Source organism: Streptomyces sp. NPDC001890, assembly GCF_042891445.1.
Classification (GTDB): domain Bacteria; phylum Actinomycetota; class Actinomycetes; order Streptomycetales; family Streptomycetaceae; genus Streptomyces.
Map to the genome: position 1 here is coordinate 39,578 of NZ_JBIATE010000036.1, position 19,205 is coordinate 58,782.

Sequence of the window (19,205 nt, forward strand, 5' to 3'; positions counted from 1 at the left end):
GCACCAGCTGCGGGGAAGCGGGTGACCACCACCCCACCCCGGGGCGGCCCCACTCACCATCAACCCGCTGATCGGAGCCCGACTCATGCGCACCTACACCACCGCCCAGCACACCGGAACCGACCCCGGCCAGTGCGACGCCACCGCCGTCCGCACCATCAACGGCACCCGCGCGTACGTCCTCCTGGACGGCCTCGGCCGCCGAGCGGAGACCCACCAGTGGGCCCTCGGCGCCGCCCGGCAGATCGCCGACGCCGCCGCCCGCCGGGGCGACGCCGAGGCCGGCCTGCGGTACGTCTACAACCTCCACCGGGAGGACGCCGCTCACTACGGCAGCGAGCACAAGGCCGCGGCCGTGGTCGCCGTCAAGGCCCCCGACCAGCCCCTCACGGTCGCCTGGTGCGGCGACTCCCGGGCCTACCTGATGGAGCGCGGGATCGCGGTGCGCCTCACCGAAGACCACAACAAGCGCCGCGTCTACTATCCGTACGGCGGCAACCGGAACCACATCACCTCGTTCCTCGGCTCCGACGCCACCGACGAGGACAGGCAGCGCCGGTACGGCCACCCCGCGATCGAGACCGTCACCCGAAAGATCACCGGCCCCTGCCGCCTTCTGCTCGCCTCGGACGGCGCGTACGAACCCCACGAGGACGCCCGGCACTGCCTGTTCACCGAGTGCGACGGCGACGACCTGATTCCCACCGTTCAGGACCTGGTGAACCTGGCCGTCGACACCGCCGTCAAGACCAGCCGCTCCCTCGACCCGAACCACGTCTACGCGGACAACGCGACCGCCCTCCTGGCCGACCTGGCCCCCTGACACCCCGCCGATCACACCACCCCGAATGTCCCGGCCCCGAACCTCCGGCATCTCGCCCGGGTTCGAGGCCGCCGCACGTCCGCCCGCGGGGTTGTGGGGCTTGGACCTGTTCTGGGCAATGTTGGTCCTGCCGGTAGGCGCTCCCGCACCACCCCCTCACCGTGTGGTCGAGCCCCCGGTCGCCGGGCCGCCCCCTACCCCCCGGGGGCGGCCCGGCATCCCCCTCACGACACGCCCCGGCCCACCGGCCCCGGCGCCCGCCCGCCTACGACCGCTTGGAAGAGGCCCTACCGTGTCTGAGCGCATCGTGACCCTGCCCGGCAGCACCGACCAGTTCGTGCTCACCGAACGCCCCGCACCCACCCTCACCGACCGCTACCGGCCACTGCCCGACGGCATGGACCACACCCACCTCACCGTCGTCCCCGCCCACCAGGTCGGCACCGGCGACGTCGTTGTCGCCTTCTTCACCGACGGCCCTGGTATCCGCTACGCCGAGCACACCCCCGAGGCTTTCACCGCGCACCCCCGCCCCCTCGGCACCTGCCCGGAGCCGTGCGAGGAGTGCGAGGACACCAGCGCCTACGGTGCCGCCACGGACCGGTACCTGTGTCTGGAACCCGCCGACGACTATGCGGACTGTGTCATCGCCTTCCGTAGCACCCCGGTCGCGATCGTCCCCGCCGACACCGCAGCAAAGTACCCGCCCCTGGACTCGGTTCCGCCGCTCCCGGACCTGTTCACCCTCGACGACGGCGAGCACGGCCCTTATGAGGCGCTCCCCGTCCCCCGCGCCTGGGGCCCGTGGCAGACCATCAGCGTCACCCGGGACACGGCAGAGCAGATCGCTTCCGACCTCCCCACCACCCACGCCGGCCGCCATCTCACCGTCCGCTGGCTGGGCGATGCTCTGGTCATCGACTCCGACCCCCACCTGCCCACGCCCACAGGACCGGGCCGCCCAGCACGCCTCATCGAGCCCGACGCCGACGGCCGCTACCGCATCGGCGGCCTTTGGCGGTGGGAGGAATGGTCCGTGCCCTCCTGCCCGGTCTGCTCGACCGCCACGGAGCCGGTCGACGTCGAGGGGGAGAGGGTCTGGCGCTGCACGGCGCCCGACTGCACCCGGCGCACCTACGGAACCGCCGACCCGGACGACGACGATGCGCTGCCGTCCTACTCCGAGACCGACGCCGACGGCGCCACGATCGTCTACCACGGCACCGGCGAAGTCGACATCGAGACGACCGCCGAACTGGCCGCCCAGGATGGCCCCGATGAGGACGAGCAGGACGCCGAGTGAGGACGACTCCCCGACGCAGGACGAGCACGGCGACCCCCACACCGTGACCGGCCCCGCGCTCCGGAACACCACCGTTCCGGAGCACGCGGCCGGTGGCATGCCCCCGGCCCCGCCCCGGGCCGCCCGGCGCGCCCGTTGCGGCCGGGTTGCCGCACTTGCCCGCCGCGCCCCGCAGGCCCGGCAAACTGCCAGGCCCGCGCCCGTCGCCCTGCCAGCGACCGCGGTGCGGGGTGCTGGTTTCGGGTTGCGGGTCTTGGCCCGCCCCCGCCCACAGTCGGGATCACCGGCCCCCCGAGGAGTGCCCCCACCCCGCCTTCCCGGGCCCGGCCATCCCTCTGCCACGAAAGGCACTGACCGTGTCCCACACCGAACACCCCTCGCCCGTCATGTCTCTCGCGGAGTACCAGGCGCTGACTGAAGAAGAAGTCGGCGAGGATCTTGTCGTCGGCGGAGTCGTCTACAACCGCAGCGAGTGGGAGCCCGACCCCGAGGACGGCGTACGCCGCCGCACCGACAACCCCAATCACCACGCCAACGACCGAATCACCAGGGCCCGAGACGCGACCATCTCCGCGAAGCGGAACAGCGACGGCGTTCCGTTCTGACAGGCGCCCGCCCTGGCCCCCCGCCCCCGGCACCGACCGACCTTGTACGGCCTGTACCTCTGCGGACCACCCACCCCACGGAGCCCCCATTGAACCTCGTCATCTGCAATCCAGTCATTGACGACCTCACTCAGCCCCAGGACGACTGCCACCCCCACGGCCCGACCGGTCCGTCCGGGTGCCGCTGGTGCGGCGCCGAGGAGCGCGAGCACACGCAGCGGCGGAACCCGTCGGCAGGCTGCCATACGTGGGAGCGCCCGGCGGGCATGCAGATCCTCGCCCGTATGCGCGCCCGTCAAGCCGCCCGCATCATTGCCCGGCCGGCCCAGTACCACGCTGTTACTGCGGAGAGGATGTCCTGGAGCTACCTCAGCGACACCGTCAGCACAGACGAGTTCTGCGCCGACTGCGGGGACTGCGAGTGCGTCCGCTGGATCCGGACTCAGGAACGCCTTCAAGACCGACAGGACCTTCTCCGGCAGTAATAGGCCCGTGACACCGTCGCCCAGTTGTCCTGCTGCCTGTGGGCACCCGAGGCCTGCGCCCCATTCCGACCTGCCCTCACGCCAGATGCGCCGCATGGCGAACGTTCCGTGACGACAAACGCTGCAATGCTCGCACGACTGAACTGCGATACCTCTGGCTGACCCACAGACTCACTGTGTGGTCGAGCGCCCCAACTGCGGCCGACTCTTCGACCGCGGGGCCGCCCCACCTCTTTTGCAGGGCGGCCCGGCACCTGTTCTCACCCCCTGCCGCTCTGCGGCCCGCCGGAGAACACCGCCGCATCCTCGTGGCTGGTGTGACCGGCGACGATCAGCCTGTACGTCGTCGGGCCGCCCATCCCGACTACGACAGCCGCGAGTTCTGACCCACCTGCCAACCCTGACCCCGCACCCCAGGTTCATACTGGACAGCCTGCGAGAGCAGAGAGGAACCGATATGGCGACCGTTCGTGACACAGGCGTTTACATTCTCCGGCAGACCGGCCCGATGTCCATCACGCGCTTGCAGAGGCTCTGCTACCTCGCTTACGGATACCACCTCGCATGGGAATCCCGTCCGCTCTTCCCAGAGCACTTCGTCGCATGGGCGAGCGGACCCGTCGCAACTGAGCTGCACACTCGGCGATCCCGGCAGTACGAGGTGAAGCCCACCGACATCGAAGCCGATCCGACCGCACTCGACGAGGGCGAAAAACAATCAGTCGACATCGTCCTGGAGGCCCTACTGCGCCACACCACGCGTGAGCTGACGCAGATGGTGTGCGGGCCGCCGTGGCAACTCGCCCGATCCCGCTCATACGTCCACGCGCTCGCGCAAAGCAACGAACCACTCACCAACCACGAGATTGCCGCGCTCTTCGGTCCACTCACCTGACCTCTCTCCCAACCGGCTAGGACCGGACTGACCCGCGCCCCGCACCACCCAACCCCTGGCCCCGGTTCCGCATTCGCGGTGCCGGGGCCGCCCCATGCCCGCCGCCCAGCGGTGCCGGACCTGCGCGACGTACATCCCGCTCGCCTCCGGAGTCGACGCCGCCATCACTTACTTGATCTCACTCACTCGTCCCCACTGGGAACACGCATAACCGCACCCCCTACCCGCCCCGGTGGGGGCTTTTGGCTTCCCGGCGCGCGGCATGGTTGCGGCCGTTGCCGGGCTTCCGGTCATGGTGCGGCACACCGGTCCGGGGGGTGCCCACCCATCCCCGCTCTCTCGGACCGCACCAGTCCGGCACTGAAATGGAGCCCCGCATGTCCCTTCCCGAGTCCGACAGCACCTACACCGCCGACGCGATCGCCGCCGGAAGGAGTACCTACCCGCACCCGCAGCCGGTCCTGGACACCGGAGCGCTGGCCGAAGCGATCCGGGTGCAGCTTCGCACCTGGGTGACGGCCGAGGTGGGGATCAAGGTCCCCGGCCCGGAGACGATCGCCGCCGAGCCAGCCGAGAGCATCGCCCAGTTCCTCGGCGAGATCACCGAGTACGTCCGCTTCTACGGCGTGGAGAGGGGCGGCTACGCCGAACCGTGGGGCATCGCGCACCTGATCAACGCCCACACCGAGACCATGTATGCCGCTCTCGGGCGCGGTGACGCCTACCTGCTGGGTGCCCTGTACTCGCTCATCGCCGCCCGCGCCCACCTCAGGGACGGCTACGAGGGCCGGTTCGAGCTGGGCCCGTACGGCGGCTCCGGCGGCGACCGGCGCACCGTCAACGAGAGCGCGTTGATCGAGACCGTCCGCGTGCAGCTGGCCACGTGGGTGCCCGACACGTTCGGGACGGTCGTGCAGCTCCCCGGACGGTGGGAGACGCGCACCGCCGCAGACCTGTCCGATGTCATCGGCGCCGTGATCGAGGCTGCGGAAGCGAAGTACGGCGACATGGACGACGACAACAGCATCCAGGGGATGGGGCACCTGGCCAACGCCCGCGCCCACGGCCTGAAGGCCGGCTACGGGTACGGCCCCGCCCACCTGTTCGCCTCCCTCGGCGCGCTGGTCCTGGCCGCAGCCGCCCTCACCTGACAGACGCCCGGACATTCAGCATCGCTTCACCGCTGCCCGTGTCCTGCCGGCAGCCCGCCCCGGCCTTCCGGGGCGGGCTGTCCTGCGTGCTGGCTGTCCGTCCGGCCGCCGGTCGGCCTGGGCCGGGGGTTCTCCTGGACCCGGACCACGCCTTCCTGCGGTTGCGTCTGTTGCCCCGTCCCGGGCGATGCTCGGCCCACCGGCCCGGGGGAGCGGTGACCACACCTCCCGCTCCCTCAGGCCGCCTCTTCCCGGTGGCCCCGTCACGCCAGCGCCCGTTCTGCTCTGACCCAGTGGAGGACTTCATGAAGGTGACACCCAGCGGCTACGTCTGTACCCGCCCCGACATCCTGGAAAGCCTGCGCGAGGAAGCCGCCCCAGCCTCACGCACCGACCCTTTGTCGAGACCGCGATCACCGCGTTCGAGGAACAGGGCCCGGACGCCGACCCCCTCCTGAACGGCTGCCCGCAGCACATAGCCCGTCTGATCTTCGACGAAGTCGTCGAAGCGTACGCCCCGGCCGACCGCGCCGAACGCGACACCGCCAGCGCCAGCGCCACGACAACGGTCCGCGACTTCACCCTGCCCTACACCACCCACCGCCGCGCCCAGGCCCGCCGAGCAGAGCACAACCGCCGCACCCGCAACGCCACCGGCGTAAACCGGATCCGCGCCCGCCTCACGATCGGCTGACCACCCACCCGGCACCCCGGCCCCCGAACTCCCGCCCGCACGGCAAGAGTCGGGGGCCGTGCCACGCCCGGACCACACGACACAACCCCGCACCGGCCCCGCCCTGCACCCGGCCCCGGCCGCCCTCACCCCGGGGGTGGCTGGGTCTTGCGCGGCTTGGCCCTACCCAGGGCAGTCTCAATGCCGTCGGAAGGGATGCTCCCGCACCACCCCCTCTCATGTGTGGTCGAGCCGCCGGCTGCTGGGCCGCCCCTCACCCCCTGGGGCGGCCCGGCAGCACGTCCTCCCTTTCACGGCGTACCCGCCCGGCCCCTCGCCCCCGAGCCCTCCGGCCTTCGGCGCGCGCCGTTCCCGTTACCGCCCGCACCCCTTAGAAATGAGGCCCCGCCCATGCCCGAGCACATCCTGACCCTGCCCAACGACGGCAGCGAGCCGGACCCCACCAGCAAAGCAGACGACCGCCCCACCGCCGAGACCAGCGCGAAGCGCGCCCTGGCCGAACAGGGCATCACCACCCACCACGACGACGACGCCGGGAACACCTGGCTGGTCATCGCACACGACCAGACCCGCCCAGACAGCCCGAACAAGCCGGGCGACCCCTACGCCGTGCTCTACCTCTACAACGAGGCCAGCGACGACGGCGAGGAGGAGATCACCGTCACCCGGGCACCCATGACCGGCGACCACTGGCACGTGCTCACCTGCGACGGCACCGGCACCGAGCGGGAACTGATCACGCTCCCGGCCGACCAGCTTCCCGCATGCGTCGAGGCCATCACCGCATGGGTGACCGACCCCCGGCCCGCCGAGGACAACGCCCAACTCCGCAAGCCGCTCATGTACTCCACCACCGTGCCTAGCGCGCCTGGCACTGATGTCCTGTGGCAGAACCTGGCCGACGCCCTGAACGGCCTCGTCGACGCCGGGCAGTTCCCGCACTTCCACGACCTGTACGGGACACGGAACGACTGGCAGTACCAGCCCTACACCACCGCCTCCCACACCCACGCCCCGTGGGTGGTCTACGACCTGCCCACCCGGAAGTTCACCGTCACCACCCGCGAGCGAGTCCACGCCGGTGAACACTCCTGCGACGGCAAGCAGTTCAGGAACAAGCACCGCTGACCGCCACACCCCCTCCGCCCCGGCGCCCGCACACAGCTCCCTGCAGGGCCGGCCGGGGCCCGGCGGGTTGCGCGCCTTGGCCTTCACCCGGCCAATGTCGGCGTACCGGCCCGGGGGGCGCGGTGACCACCACCCCGCCCCCCGGGGGCCGGCGTGGAAGTTCCCTCTCCTTCGACCCGAGGAAAGCTATGGCCATCACTCTCTCAAAGACCACTCCCGGACGCACCCACCTGCATACCGCCATCGCCTATGACGTCCCCGGCATGAAGTTCATCCGCGTCGTGCACTGCTAGAACGGCACCACGACCGTCCGCAGCACCGAGGTCCTCTACGGCGGGGACGGCCTGCTGATCGCCGGTGACGCCGAAGCCCAGCTCGCGCCGATCATCCACACCCTGGACACCGCACTCCTGCGCGGGGCTGCCCTGCTGGAAATCGTCACCGAGCACGTCATGTCGGACCGTCTGACCCTCCAGCGGTACTACCTCTACGGCGGCCGTCACCTCACCGACACAGCGTCCAACGAGGAACGGTTCGGGCACGACCCGAAACGGTTCGCCGACGCCGAGCGCTCCCGGCGAGCGAGCCACGCCGCCGCCCTGCGACGCATACAGCACGAGGTCGACGAGCGCAAGGCCGAAACCGAGCGCGCCGCCGCCCGCACCGCCCAGGAGATGAAGACCCGCGCATTCTGGATTCGCAGTCACGGCGAGTATCTCGCCAGGGCCCGCGGTGCCCGCCGCGCGGGCGAACACAAGTGGCACGCCTACGACCTCAACGCCGCCGCGTTCGCCCGCACGCAGGCCGCAGCCCTCCCCGCCTGAGCCCCGGGCCCGGCCCGAACTCCGTCACCGGCCCCTGCCGCAACGCCCCTGCCAAGCCCCAATGAATTTTGATGGAAAGGAAGTCTGTTGATGCCTGGATTCACTGCCCTGGTCGTCAAGCCGGTCATCGATCACCCCGTCGACACCACGGACCGCCCCCAGCACAAGCGTCTGATCCTGCCCACCGACTCGGATGTTCAGGCCGACTGGCTGTATGACGAGCTCGGCGGGATCACCGAGGCTGCCCGCTGGCACCGTTCCCTCACCGTGCACATCCACGGCAACGGCCAGAACTTTCCCCTGGAGCCGAACGCGGTGCTGTGGACGCTGGCCAGCGTCTGGCGCGGGGAGCCGCTCGACTACCTGCTGTACGGCGCGGGCGTGATCACCGGCCCGGAAAGGGCGGACCGGGAAGCCTATGAAGAGCTGCCACCGCAGCTCGCCGAGCAGACCCTCAGGGCGGTGGACGCGGCCACCGACTGGTGGATCAAGCATGACTACGACCTGCCGATCTGGGCCCACGACCCGACCCGGTCCGCCTTTCGCGAAGCGATCGTGCACACCCGCAGGGCCCTTTAACCCACCACGACCGGACCGGCCCGCCCCGCTCCGCCCCGGTAGCCCCGGCCCGCTTCCGATCGCTGGGGGCGGGCCGTCGGCATACCCGCCCCGGCCGTGGTTTCGCCGCTCGGGTCCGGGCCCGGGGCAAGCGCACCAAGCAGTCCGGGCGCAAGCGCCGTATCCGCGTCATCCACGAACCCGCCCACACCCCGCACTCACCCCGCACTCACCCCAGCACCCGGCCGGCCGACCCCGCCGCCCCCGCCCTGACCGCCGAGCCCCGCGAGCCCAGAGGACCGCCTGCCACCGCTCCCGCCGTGGCAGGCGGCGGGCGGCGCGCCCACCGCCGCGGGGGCCGGGCGTGCGCGGCTAGACCCCTCACAGGGCACTGTCGGCGCACCCACCCGACGAAAAGAGAAACCGAACATGCCGAACCCCGAGCTCGCAGCCCGCATCCGGACCGAGATCCTCACCCGCCCCCACCACTACAACCCCACCGCCTGGCTCGGCGGAATCACCCTGCTCGACCCCGATACCGCGCCCCACGACGCCGACCCCCTGTGCCGGACGACCCTGTGTGTCGCCGGATACGCCGCCCACTTCACCGGCCACACCCTCGAAGTCATCAACGACCCGTCCGACTCCCACGGCAGCCGTGCAACCCAGACCTTCGCCTACAAGCCCGGCAGCGAGCCACTGCCCGTCTGGGTGGTCGCCCAGCGGGTACTGGACCTGACCGACATCGACGCCGGATGGCTCTTCGCCGCCTGCACCAAGGCATCCACTGCGCTCGCCGCGCTCGGCCAACTCGCCGATGGCGTCCCCCGTATCGACTGGGACGCGATCCCGCAGTAGCCGCCCGCCACCAGGCCCCTGGCCCCCGCCTGTCGGGTTGTGGGGCTTGGTCTTCGCCCGGTCATGGTCAGCACGCACACCGGTCGGCTGGGGGAGCGGTGACGACCCACCTGCCCCCCGGCCGCCCACGCCGTGTCACCCCACGTTCTGTCACCACCCAGCCCAGCAGCTCTCGTGGCGAACCGCCCCGCCCCGGGCTGGCCCTCCTGCAAATCCCTTCTGAAAGGACCCCTGATGTTCGACGACGCGCTCAGCACCTTCGCCCTCGCCCTCGCCTTTGCCTCCGGCTTCACTCTGCTCATGCTCCTTCTCTTCGTAGCCGTGTGCTGTGTCGTCATTGCAGCAGGTGTGCACTCTTCCCCCCGGACACCGCAGTCCGACAGGACGCCCGAGCCCACCACGAACGCAGCGTCCGACCCGTTCACGAAGTAACACCCCCCTGCACAGCACTCCGTCAGGTCCGTGTTCGTGAGATCGCGGGCACGGGCCTGACACGCGTCTGAGGAGCCCGCCCCATCGCCTTGCCCGTCTTGCCGGCCGCCGCGCCACAGTACGGACCGCGGCCCGTCCGACTCCCACCGCAGACCGGCGACATTCTCCAGTCCTGAGGACCAGCCTCCGACCGCCGATGACCTGCCCGCACAACCGCCACCCTGGAGTCTCAATGACCACTTCGCCCATGCCACTGCCGCACCAGTGGACGATCCACCTCCACACGGTTGCCAACCTGACCATCCTCGTCCTCCTCGACGATGACGGAGCCGAGCGCGAGATCGGCTTTCATCCCCTCGCCCGGCCCGGCACGGCGGACCGCACCGTCGGAACGGTCGAGGAGATCGCCGAGCGTGAACTGCGCGCCAGCGCACAGAGACTGATCGATTCCTTCTACGAGCGCACCAAGCGGGCCCAGACGAACGTTGATGCCTTCGGCGTGACCGTGCCCGACTGTCGGAACCTATTCGACCGGCTGCGTGTCGCCGTCCCCTGTGACGTGGTCGGCCTCGACCTGGACAACAATGCGCTCACTGTCGTCCTCAAACTGACCGCTACAGGTCCGGCAGCGGGAACCCTGCTCTCCTTGATCGCCCGATGGCCAGGCTCCACCACCGAAGCCGAACAGGCCGACGGCGTCACGACGGACCTCGACAACCACGGCAAGGTGACGGTGCACCTTGACCAACCCCATGCCGAAGGCTTTCTCACCTGGTACCGAGACCAGACATGACCGCCCTGCTCCACCTCGCCCTGGGGCACACATACGCCCCGCTACGCCTCCTCGGCGGTGCGCATCGTCCCTGACCGCCCCTGACCCGCACCCCCCAGGTGTCCCGCTCTCATTCTTTCGGCCCCGGCACTGCGCTCGCGGTGCCGGGGCCCAGTCCGGTCTGGCCTGCCGGCCCGAACCGGTCACCGTCACGGCGCAGTCGGCTCTTGCGGTGCTAACTCGCTACTTCGGCAGAGTCGTTCTCACCAGCCCCGCCCAGCAGTCCCGGCACTCCGCTGCCACTGACCTGGGTCTTTGGGCCGCCGCGCGCAACTACCCCCGCATCCTGCGGCCGCGTGCGGCCGACATCACGTTCCCTGAGGAGACCTGCATGGGTTACGACATGTACATCAACAACCCGATGACGGATGAAGAGGAAGCCACGTACCAAAAGGCGCGCGCCGCATTCGATACGGCAGTACGCGAACGTGACGAACTCCCTCACGTCTTGGCCGAGTACCAGGCGGCCAAACGGCGCCGGGACACCGCGAGGGCACGGATAAAGCAGGAGGGCCGCTCCACCGCGCTCACCACGACGGTCATCGAGGCGGGCGCGGAGATGCACAGCCTGGCGGTTTCGCACCCCGGATACCGGGCCGCCCAGCAGAAGGTTCACGAGGCGCACGAGGACCTGCAAACGGCCCACACCTCATACTTCCGTCTCAACATCCGCGGCATGGGCGCCTACCGAACTGTCATGCACGAGCTGGGCATGCTCGCCACCGAATACCAGAAGCCCAGCTTCCCCGAACTGCCGGACGGCGTGACGTGGGAAGACGTCGAGGCCGCCGAGAAGAAGGTGAACCCCGAGGCGGCTGACGGACTCCCCATCAAGGCGGCGGCTGCCATCTACGCCAAGGAACTCGACGCCCACCTCGCCTGGCATCCGGAACACGCTCCCGGAATCGCTGTGCACAAGCTCGGATCGAACGACGGGTGGCTCGTCACCCCGCAGGAGATCGAAGCGGCGCTGGCGGTCTACCGGACACACAGCGCAGACGAGGTCAAGTCCCAGCTCGCCTCCGAACTCGGGGACGAGAGCGACTGCATCGGCTACTGGATCGGGTGGATCGCCTACCTGGAGCGCGCCAAGACGCGTGGCGGCTTCAAGGTGCACTGACGCCGCCGAGCAGCCCCCGGACGCCGAGAGCCCGGCCCCACCCTCCGCCGTCGAGCCTCCCCGTCCGGCAAGGCACCCCGTCGGCGCCGCTACCACCGGCCTGGACTGGCTGCGCCCACCTGCTGACCATCCCGGACAACTGACCAGCATCACACCCACCGGCCCCGAACCTTCGGCGTTCCGCCTCGGGGGTTCGGGGCCGGCCCACGCACGCACGCCCGGGGTGGGGGTTGTGGGGCTTGGCCCCACCCGGGGCAGTATCGGTACTGCCGGAAGGACGCTCCCGCACCCTGCAAGTGCGGTCGAGCCCCCGGCAGCCGGGTGCCCTCCTTCCCCCGGAGGGCGCCCGGCACCCCACCCATCCTTTGTTGTGCCGTAGGAGGCATCCATGACCCCCGTCGACGTCCCGTTCTTCCCCGTCATCGTCACAGAGCACCCCTACCTGCTCGCCACTGGAATCGACCCCACCACCGTGCGAATCGCTCCCGCCGAGCACCTGGCCGACAACGACCTCATCGTCGGGAAGATCATCTACGGCACGGTGGCCAGCATCCTCGCTCTCGCCCACGACAGCGAGGCAACAGCCATCACCTACGGCGAGTTCACGCCCCGCCCACTCCGGGTAACCGCCCCGCACAGCACCCCGTCCGGCCTGATCACCCTCACCCCCGGCCTGCCCCCCGTACCCCGCAAGCAGACGTTCCTCTACACCCCCGCCCCCGTCACGGACTCCACCCACGCGACCAGCCCTTCCTGACCTACACCTCACCGCCCGGCCCCGGCACCCATCCCCACGGTGCTGGGGCCGTTTTGTGCCCACGGTCCAGCGGCCACCGCCCGCCGCTGCTCCCGCTCCGTCGATGGCTGCGCTCCGGCCGCCGCCCCCTCTCTGCTTTGCCTGCCGGTTCTGTCTGCCGGGGCGGGGGGTTGTGGGGGTTACCCGCCCGCGGGTGAGAGTCGGCACAGCCGGTTACGCCCCGCACAGAACCCCCCTTTCCGTGCGCTGTGAGCGACCGGCCCGGCCGGGCCGCGCGACGAAGGCGGACCCCCATCCCCTCCCGCACCGCGCGGCCCGGCCCCATCTGTCACCCACCGGATCAGGAGCTCTGACCGTGACCACACCCCGCCCGCGCCCCCACACCGTCACCGCCCGCATCGAGGACAGGCCCGGCGCCGATGTGGCGTCTGCCGACGACGGGGAGTTGGCCCTTTTCCCGGCACCCCCACCCGTCCAGTACCAGGACCCCGACCAGCACGTCATCCAGTTCAGCGGCGGAGCCGGTTCGGCGCTCTCAGCTATCGCCATCGCCGAACGAGTCGGCCCCACGCGCATGACCCTCCTCATTGCCAATACACAGGTTGAGGACCCGGACCTGTGGAGGTTCGCGAGCGATGTGTCTGCCCTGATCAACGTGCCGCTGGTGATCGTCGAAGACGGACGTGACCCCTGGCAACTCTTCAGGGACGTCGGATTCCTGGGCAACAACCTCTTCGCACCCTGCACCAAGTACCTCAAGCAAATCCCCTGCAGGAACTGGATGACGGAACACGCACCCCCCGAAACCTCCATCGCCTACGTCGGGATCGAACCCACCAAGAAGGACCGCCCCCGAGCCCCGTCGATCACCCGGAACTGGTCACCATGGCGGGTCGAGTTCCCTCTGCTCGACGGCCCGGATCGCCCCAAAGAGGACCTCCTGGCGGAACTCCGCGCCCACGGCCTCACACCACCACGCCTCTACGAACTGGGCTTCCCCCACAACAACTGTGGCGGATCCTGCATCCGGGCAGGGCAACGCCAATGGAGGCACCTCCTCGACGTCTTCCCGGAGCGCTTCGCCAGAGCCGAACGCGAAGAACAGGCGTTTCGAGCCGACAACCACAAGGACGTCGCCATCCTCAAGCGCCAACGCGACAACGTAATCCGGCCCTTGACGCTCGCCGAGCTGCGCCGCGAGTACGAAGCCGAGAAGGCGCAGGCGAACACGGCCGCGGCATCAACGAAGGCATAGGCGAGACACCCACGGCCGTCACGCCCGCGCGCCCAACGGCCCCGCACCCTCGTGCGGGGCCGTCCGCGCACGCCCACTGCCGGGCCACTTCATCCGGCCGCGCCCCAGGGCAGCCCCAGCGGGTCGCCGCCTTGCGCACCGCTCCACGCCCGGCTTCCTGCCGGGTCGGACCGGCAGGTTGCCGCGCTTGCCCCATGCCGGGTCAACGTACTGCCACCCCGAGCCACCGAGCCATGGCGTGCAGCGGGGCAACCACGCATTGAGAGGACCGACCCCATGGTTTCCGACCCCACCCCGCTTCATCAGGCGAACGAAGCGATCGACCGTCTGACCGAGCGCCTCGCCGATCTCGGAATCCCGACCACCGCGATCCAGGCCCTGGTCGACAACACCGACCCGGGCCCGTGCCACCAGCGCAAGGACACCAGCTTCTGCCAACTCGACCTCGGCCACCCGCAGGAGGACCACGTCGCCGTCCTGCCCCCCTCACCGGGAAAGAAGACCCAGACCGAGTGGGCGACCGGCTGGAATGCACGGAGCAAGTGGGCACTGGACCGCCACTTCACCCTGCCGGATGCGGCGACACCCGCCATGCGCGTACATGCCGAACTCATCGATGAACCACGGGTGTTCATCTGCCAGCCGGTCACCGACACGCTGCTGTACGTACACATCAGGCTCGGCAGGAACGACACAGGCCTGCACACCTGGCTGCGCCGGATCGGATCGAAGCGCGAGCAGGCGACGCGCACCGAACATGGCGATTACCTCGCGCGCGGCCAGCTGAACGGTGCCCGCATCGCGCTGACCGCACACGCCCACTCCTACCGATGAGCCGATGCCGTGGCCACCGTTCCCCGAACCAGCCCAGCCCACCCCGCGCCCCGCCCGCACCACCACCATCCGCCCCGGTGACCGGTCATTGAGGCCGAACCTGGCTACTTCTGTAAGGAGTTCCTCCCTTGTCCGACATCCTCCTCACGCTCTTCACCGTCACAGAAGTGGCCGCACTCGTGGCCCTGTTCATGGCCCTCAAGCCCGGCTTCTCCGAGCGGACCAGGCAGACGGCGTTCCACGTCTTCACCGCCACGACGCTGCTCTCCGGCGTCGCCCGCCTGGCGACCGGTCACACGTTCTTCGGAGCAGTGCTCGCCGCCGGTGCGATCCTGCTCCTGATGATCAGGCCGCTGGCGCGCCTGGTCCGGTGGGCCCGTGCACGCAACGACGAGAAGTCCAAGGAGTAGCGGCGCGCGGGCATCCACCCGACCCTCTCCCGCCCGGCCCCGGCCCCGCACTCGCGGTGCCGGGGCCGTCCGCGTGCCAGCCGCGCCACACGTTGCGGAACGAACCACCGGACCGGACGCCCCTCACGGCCCGTCCCGAGCTCCGGCCGCATCCAGCCCCGCAGCACACCCCACCTCAACCACACCCCCCGCACCGTCACCGGCCCCGCGCCCCGGCACCCCACGCTCCCGGGCACGGGACCGGTGCCATGCCCCGATCCGGGCCGCCAGGCCCCCCCGGGCCCCCTGGCCCCCGCCTTGTACCTCCGAACGGCCCCCGCCGGCCAGCCCGGCGGGTTGCGGGGCTTGGTCCGCACCCGGTCATGGTCAGCACACCGGCCGGGGGAGCGGTGACCAACCACCCGCCCCCCGGCCGCCCACACCGCGTCACCCCACGTTCCGTCACCACCCAGCTCCTGTGGCGCACCGTCCCGGGCTGGCTCTCCTGCAAATTCCCCCTTTTGAAAGGACCCTGATGTTCGACCACACGCTCAGCACCGTCACCCTCACCCTCGCCTCTGCTTCCGGCTTCGCTCTGCTCCTTCTCCCGGCCCTCTACATCGCGCTCGTGATGTGGCCCAACCGCAACAACCGGACTGCCGCACGGCAACCACTCATCCTCGCCGCCCATTACCTGCCCAGCACCATCGTGTTCGGCCTCGCCCACGTCTACGTGCTCAGCGGGCTCTTCCTCTTCGCAGCCATGTGCTGTGTCGCCGTCGCAGCAGGTGTGCACTACTCCACCCGGACACCGCAGCCCGGCGAGCCCGACAAGACGCCCGAGCCCACCACGAACGCGCCGTCCGACCCGCTCACGAAGTAGCGGAGCGAGTATCCCGCTGCACCCCTGGTCCCGGCCCGCACTCGCAGCGCCGGGGCCTCCCATTCCCGCCGACCGCCCCGGTCCCCGGCCCCGGTCCGCGCCGTCGGCAGGCTGTCCGCTTTGCCCGCCCGCCCCGCACTACCCTCACGACGTGCGGCCGATGCGACTCCCCTGGAGAACCGAACAGCGATGAATATGATGCTCATACTCCTGGCCCTCACCGTCCTCTACCTTGCTCTCGGGCGTGCTCTGCTGGGCCTGTATCACCGGAGGACCGGTGAACCCGTAGGACACCGCGCGATGCGAGCAGCCGTAGGCGGGTGGGGCGCGCAAAGCACAGTGTCCACCACCCGCCAGGCCATTGATGTCATGGTCACCCTGTTGTGGGTACTCATCCTTGCGATGTGGCCTGTCTTCTTCGCCGCGCAGCTCGCAGGCCGGGAAGCACGCCGCAGAGGGAAACCCCGAACCCTGCGTGGCAAGGGCTGGAGCATCAAGTTCGGTTTGAAGAAGGACGATCGCCGAGACTGAGACTTCGCGTGTCTCCAGCCGCCAGCCCCGAACTCCACCGCAGTCACTGAGGGTTCGGGGCCGTCCTACGCCTCCGCCACTTGCCGTGGAGTGGAGCACTCAGCGTTCGCGAGAATCAAGCGCAGCCGCAGGAACCTCACGTAGTACGCCGCATCCAGCCCCGATCCCGGTCCATCCGCCCGACTTGCAAGGTTTGCCCCAGGCCGGGGCAGTATCGGTGCTGCCGGTAGGCGCTCCCGTACCACCCCCGTCATCACGGTGCGGTCGAGTCCCCGGCCGCCGGGCCGCCCCCCACCCCCCTGGAGAGGCGGCCCGGCGCCCCCTCTCGCAAACACGCCCCGGCCACCGGCCCCGGTCCCACCGGCCCTGGCGCCCCGGGGCGTTCCCGGCCCCGTCGGTCTTGGCGCCCCGTCACCGCCCGCGACCCCCTGGAAGCGGCCCTACTGTGTCTGAGCGCATCGTTACCATGCCCGGCAGCACCGACCAGTTCGTGCTCACCGAACGCCCCGCACCCACCCTCACCGACCGCTACCGTCCCCTGCCCGACGGCATGGACCACACCCACCTCACCGTCGTCCCCGCCCACCAGGTACGCACCGGCGACGTCGTTGCCGCCTTCTTCACCGACGGCCCCGGTACACCTGCCCCCGGCCTCCTATCCGGCAGTGCCGCAAGGTTGCGGGTCTTGCACCGCCACCGCGCAGAGTGCCCCCACCAGGCCCGGTGCGCGTGGACGGCTGTGCCGCACTCATTGCCCCGGACCTCAAATCTCAAATCCACCCAACCCAAAACCCGTTGACCGGAGGCCGCTGTGCCGAACCCCAAACTCGCCGCCCGCATCCTCAACCAGATCCAGGCGCGCCCTCACCAGCACGACCAGAGTGCGTGGATGGGCGGGGCCCTTTCCCTCAGCCCGGATGCAGACCTCACGGCCCCCGCCCACTGCGGCACCACACTGTGCGTCGCGGGGTACGCCGCCCATTTCACCGGCCACACCCTCCAGGCAGACGTCCGCAGCGCCTCCGGGACGACGGTCGCCTACAAGGTAGAAGGCGAAGCCCTGAAGGTCTCGGAGGTTGCGCAGGCGGAGCTGGGACTCAGCACCGACGACGCCGATGTTCTCTTCGACCCCGGAACCACTCAGATCGAGGTTCTGGCCGCCCTTGAGCAGCTCGCCGACGGCGCCACGAGCATCGACTGGCCCGCCGTGGGGGCCCTGGCCCTCACCACGTCCTGACAGCAATCCTTCGCCACCCCGCCCCCGGTCCTGCGCCCCGTGCGCGGTACCGGGGGCCGTCCTTCAGCCTGGACGTGACGCCCGGTGCCGTGCCCGGCGTCACGTTCTCTTGTTGCCCGCCTTGCCGGCCGCCGCCGCACGGTACGGCTCACCGGCACCCCGGGGGGGCAGCGCTCGCCCCCGGGGTGCCCGGTTTCACCGCACACCACCGACGGTCCGGCACCCTCAGCACAGGGGTTCCCAGCCTGGTCGCCCCCAGCCCAGTGCCCGCCACCGCCCCTGAATCCGTCGGCTTGCCCGGCTTGGCCCCGCCCGGGGCAGTATCGGCACTGCCGGAAGGACGCTCCCGCACAACCCCCTCGCGCGGTCGAGCCCCGGCCGCCGGGCCGCCCCTCCCCCTCAGGGCGGCCCGGCACCCCACACCCAGACACCCGCCCCATCCCCGTGCCGCCCGCACACACCACAACCAGCCCAAGGAGCTACGCCCATGACCGCCGTTCAACACCACCCCGACCGCCTGCTCCCCAGCAGCGCGGACGAACTCATCCGCAGGCAGACGGACCTCAACCTGCCCGCGCTCCTGGACAGCACGCACCCTCTGGCCCGGCCGCTGCGCCAGATCCGCATGGAACTGGTGATCACCGAGCGGAACCTGAGGGAAATCAGCGACACGACGGCCCGAAGCATCGCAGTACGCCAAGAACTCCTCGACGCCGGGCATCTGAGCATCAACCCCATCTGGGCACCCCCGGCAAGCACCCTCGACCAGTGCCTCGGAGAACGCGCCGGGATCATCAACTCCCTGAACATTCTCCTCGAATGCTGGCCGCAGGACTAACCGTGATCGGCGCGCCGCCCCGGAGGAACGGTACTGAACCGCTCCATCGCCAACTGACGCCCCCGCCGTCCCCGGCCCGGACACCCCGTTCCGGGCCGGGGCCGCCGGGCGGTTGCGACTCTTGGTGTCCGCCTGGTCATGGTCGGCGTACCGGCCCGGGGGAGCGGTGACCACTCACCCGCCCCCCCCCGGGCTGCCCCAGCACCCCCACCCGCAAGGAGCCCATAGCCGTGACCTACATCCAGAAGCGTCAGCGCATGCTGCGCCGCGCCGCCGAGACTCCGTACCCCGAGATACGGCAGCGTATCGAGCGCACCCTCGCCGAGCTGGAGCCGCCCGCCCCCCGCCGGGTCGTCACCGAGTGGTCCGAATCCTGCGCCTGCGGCGGAAACTTCCTCGGCCACGAAGAAGAACCCTGCCGCCCGGACTGCTCCGGCCATTACCCCGTGCGCGAGTACATCGTCCTCGGCCACTCCGGGAGGCGGCCCCCAGGCAGCCGGCCAGCCCGGCGACAGCTACGGCCCCACCATGGCGGGCCCCTACTACGACTGACCCCGCCCGGCCACAGTCGGCACACCGGCCCGGGGGAGCGGTGACCACCCCCGCCCCTCGGGCCGCCGCCCCGGCCGCGATGTCACCGGCCCGGAGCGGCCGCGTCCACCTGCTGACCACCCCCGAGCGTCGGCTACTTCGAAGCGCGGCAGAACCCCGCCCCGCCCGGTCTGGTCTACCGCCATCGCCCGTCGGCTGGTGGGCGGGTTGCGGGTCTTGCC

21 protein-coding genes are annotated in these 19,205 nt (G+C 70.4%); 20 read left to right on the forward strand and 1 reads right to left on the reverse strand.

Features of this window, described 5'->3' with window-relative positions; all coding sequences use genetic code 11:
• The first annotated feature begins 85 nt into the window (after positions 1 to 85).
• The 6 genes from ACFYY1_RS39130 (at position 86) to ACFYY1_RS39155 (ending at position 7,084) form a co-directional block, all read left to right on the forward strand.
• A complete protein-coding gene (locus ACFYY1_RS39130; protein ID WP_388594419.1) occupies positions 86 to 823 on the forward strand; it encodes a mucin-2 in 738 nt (245 codons plus the stop codon).
• Between the two features lie 292 nt (positions 824 to 1,115).
• Entirely contained in the window at positions 1,116 to 2,126 is a 1,011-nt protein-coding gene (locus ACFYY1_RS39135) for a hypothetical protein (protein ID WP_388594421.1), read from the forward strand.
• A 356-nt stretch (positions 2,127 to 2,482) separates the two neighbouring features.
• The gene (locus tag ACFYY1_RS39140) at positions 2,483 to 2,731 is read left to right on the forward strand and encodes a hypothetical protein (protein WP_388594423.1); all 249 of its coding nucleotides are present in this window, start codon (positions 2,483 to 2,485) and stop codon (positions 2,729 to 2,731) included.
• Between the two features lie 942 nt (positions 2,732 to 3,673).
• Positions 3,674 to 4,111, forward strand: a complete 438-nt coding sequence (locus tag ACFYY1_RS39145; RefSeq protein ID WP_388594425.1) for a Panacea domain-containing protein — start codon at positions 3,674 to 3,676, stop codon at positions 4,109 to 4,111.
• A 377-nt stretch (positions 4,112 to 4,488) separates the two neighbouring features.
• A complete protein-coding gene (locus ACFYY1_RS39150; protein WP_388594427.1) occupies positions 4,489 to 5,262 on the forward strand; it encodes a hypothetical protein in 774 nt (257 codons plus the stop codon).
• 1,084 nt (positions 5,263 to 6,346) lie between these two features.
• Positions 6,347 to 7,084, forward strand: a complete 738-nt coding sequence (locus tag ACFYY1_RS39155) for a hypothetical protein (RefSeq protein ID WP_388594430.1) — start codon at positions 6,347 to 6,349, stop codon at positions 7,082 to 7,084.
• A 203-nt stretch (positions 7,085 to 7,287) separates the two neighbouring features.
• Here the strand turns inward: ACFYY1_RS39155 and ACFYY1_RS39160 are convergent, their stop codons facing one another.
• Complete coding sequence (locus ACFYY1_RS39160) at positions 7,288 to 7,533, reverse strand: hypothetical protein (RefSeq protein WP_388594432.1); 246 nt, start codon at positions 7,531 to 7,533, stop codon at positions 7,288 to 7,290.
• Positions 7,534 to 7,536: 3 nt separating this feature from the next.
• Between ACFYY1_RS39160 and ACFYY1_RS39165 the strand changes: the two genes are divergently transcribed.
• From ACFYY1_RS39165 to ACFYY1_RS39230, 14 genes are all read left to right on the forward strand, one after another.
• On the forward strand, positions 7,537 to 7,908 hold the full coding sequence (locus tag ACFYY1_RS39165) for a hypothetical protein (RefSeq protein ID WP_388594434.1): 372 nt from the start codon (positions 7,537 to 7,539) through the stop codon (positions 7,906 to 7,908).
• Between the two features lie 90 nt (positions 7,909 to 7,998).
• Positions 7,999 to 8,487, forward strand: a complete 489-nt coding sequence (locus tag ACFYY1_RS39170) for a hypothetical protein (protein ID WP_388594437.1) — start codon at positions 7,999 to 8,001, stop codon at positions 8,485 to 8,487.
• 408 nt (positions 8,488 to 8,895) lie between these two features.
• Positions 8,896 to 9,324, forward strand: a complete 429-nt coding sequence (locus tag ACFYY1_RS39175) for a hypothetical protein (protein ID WP_388594439.1) — start codon at positions 8,896 to 8,898, stop codon at positions 9,322 to 9,324.
• A gap of 234 nt (positions 9,325 to 9,558) precedes the next feature.
• Complete coding sequence (locus ACFYY1_RS39180; protein WP_388594441.1) at positions 9,559 to 9,756, forward strand: hypothetical protein; 198 nt, start codon at positions 9,559 to 9,561, stop codon at positions 9,754 to 9,756.
• Between the two features lie 232 nt (positions 9,757 to 9,988).
• Positions 9,989 to 10,549 (forward strand): hypothetical protein, encoded by a 561-nt coding sequence (locus tag ACFYY1_RS39185; RefSeq protein ID WP_388594444.1) that lies wholly within the window; start codon positions 9,989 to 9,991, stop codon positions 10,547 to 10,549.
• 370 nt (positions 10,550 to 10,919) lie between these two features.
• Positions 10,920 to 11,708 (forward strand): hypothetical protein, encoded by a 789-nt coding sequence (locus ACFYY1_RS39190; RefSeq protein ID WP_388594446.1) that lies wholly within the window; start codon positions 10,920 to 10,922, stop codon positions 11,706 to 11,708.
• 388 nt (positions 11,709 to 12,096) lie between these two features.
• Entirely contained in the window at positions 12,097 to 12,465 is a 369-nt protein-coding gene (locus ACFYY1_RS39195; protein WP_388594447.1) for a hypothetical protein, read from the forward strand.
• A gap of 355 nt (positions 12,466 to 12,820) precedes the next feature.
• Positions 12,821 to 13,720: a hypothetical protein gene (locus ACFYY1_RS39200; protein WP_388594449.1), complete on the forward strand. Its 900-nt coding sequence runs from the start codon at positions 12,821 to 12,823 to the stop codon at positions 13,718 to 13,720.
• Between the two features lie 276 nt (positions 13,721 to 13,996).
• On the forward strand, positions 13,997 to 14,554 hold the full coding sequence (locus tag ACFYY1_RS39205; protein ID WP_388594452.1) for a hypothetical protein: 558 nt from the start codon (positions 13,997 to 13,999) through the stop codon (positions 14,552 to 14,554).
• A 128-nt stretch (positions 14,555 to 14,682) separates the two neighbouring features.
• The gene (locus ACFYY1_RS39210; protein WP_388594454.1) at positions 14,683 to 14,964 is read left to right on the forward strand and encodes a hypothetical protein; all 282 of its coding nucleotides are present in this window, start codon (positions 14,683 to 14,685) and stop codon (positions 14,962 to 14,964) included.
• 514 nt (positions 14,965 to 15,478) lie between these two features.
• Entirely contained in the window at positions 15,479 to 15,826 is a 348-nt protein-coding gene (locus ACFYY1_RS39215; protein ID WP_388594455.1) for a hypothetical protein, read from the forward strand.
• A 339-nt stretch (positions 15,827 to 16,165) separates the two neighbouring features.
• The gene (locus ACFYY1_RS39220; protein ID WP_388594456.1) at positions 16,166 to 16,357 is read left to right on the forward strand and encodes a hypothetical protein; all 192 of its coding nucleotides are present in this window, start codon (positions 16,166 to 16,168) and stop codon (positions 16,355 to 16,357) included.
• Between the two features lie 811 nt (positions 16,358 to 17,168).
• Positions 17,169 to 17,594 (forward strand): hypothetical protein, encoded by a 426-nt coding sequence (locus ACFYY1_RS39225; RefSeq protein ID WP_388594458.1) that lies wholly within the window; start codon positions 17,169 to 17,171, stop codon positions 17,592 to 17,594.
• Between the two features lie 487 nt (positions 17,595 to 18,081).
• Positions 18,082 to 18,432: a hypothetical protein gene (locus ACFYY1_RS39230; RefSeq protein ID WP_388594461.1), complete on the forward strand. Its 351-nt coding sequence runs from the start codon at positions 18,082 to 18,084 to the stop codon at positions 18,430 to 18,432.
• Positions 18,433 to 19,205 lie beyond the last annotated feature (773 nt).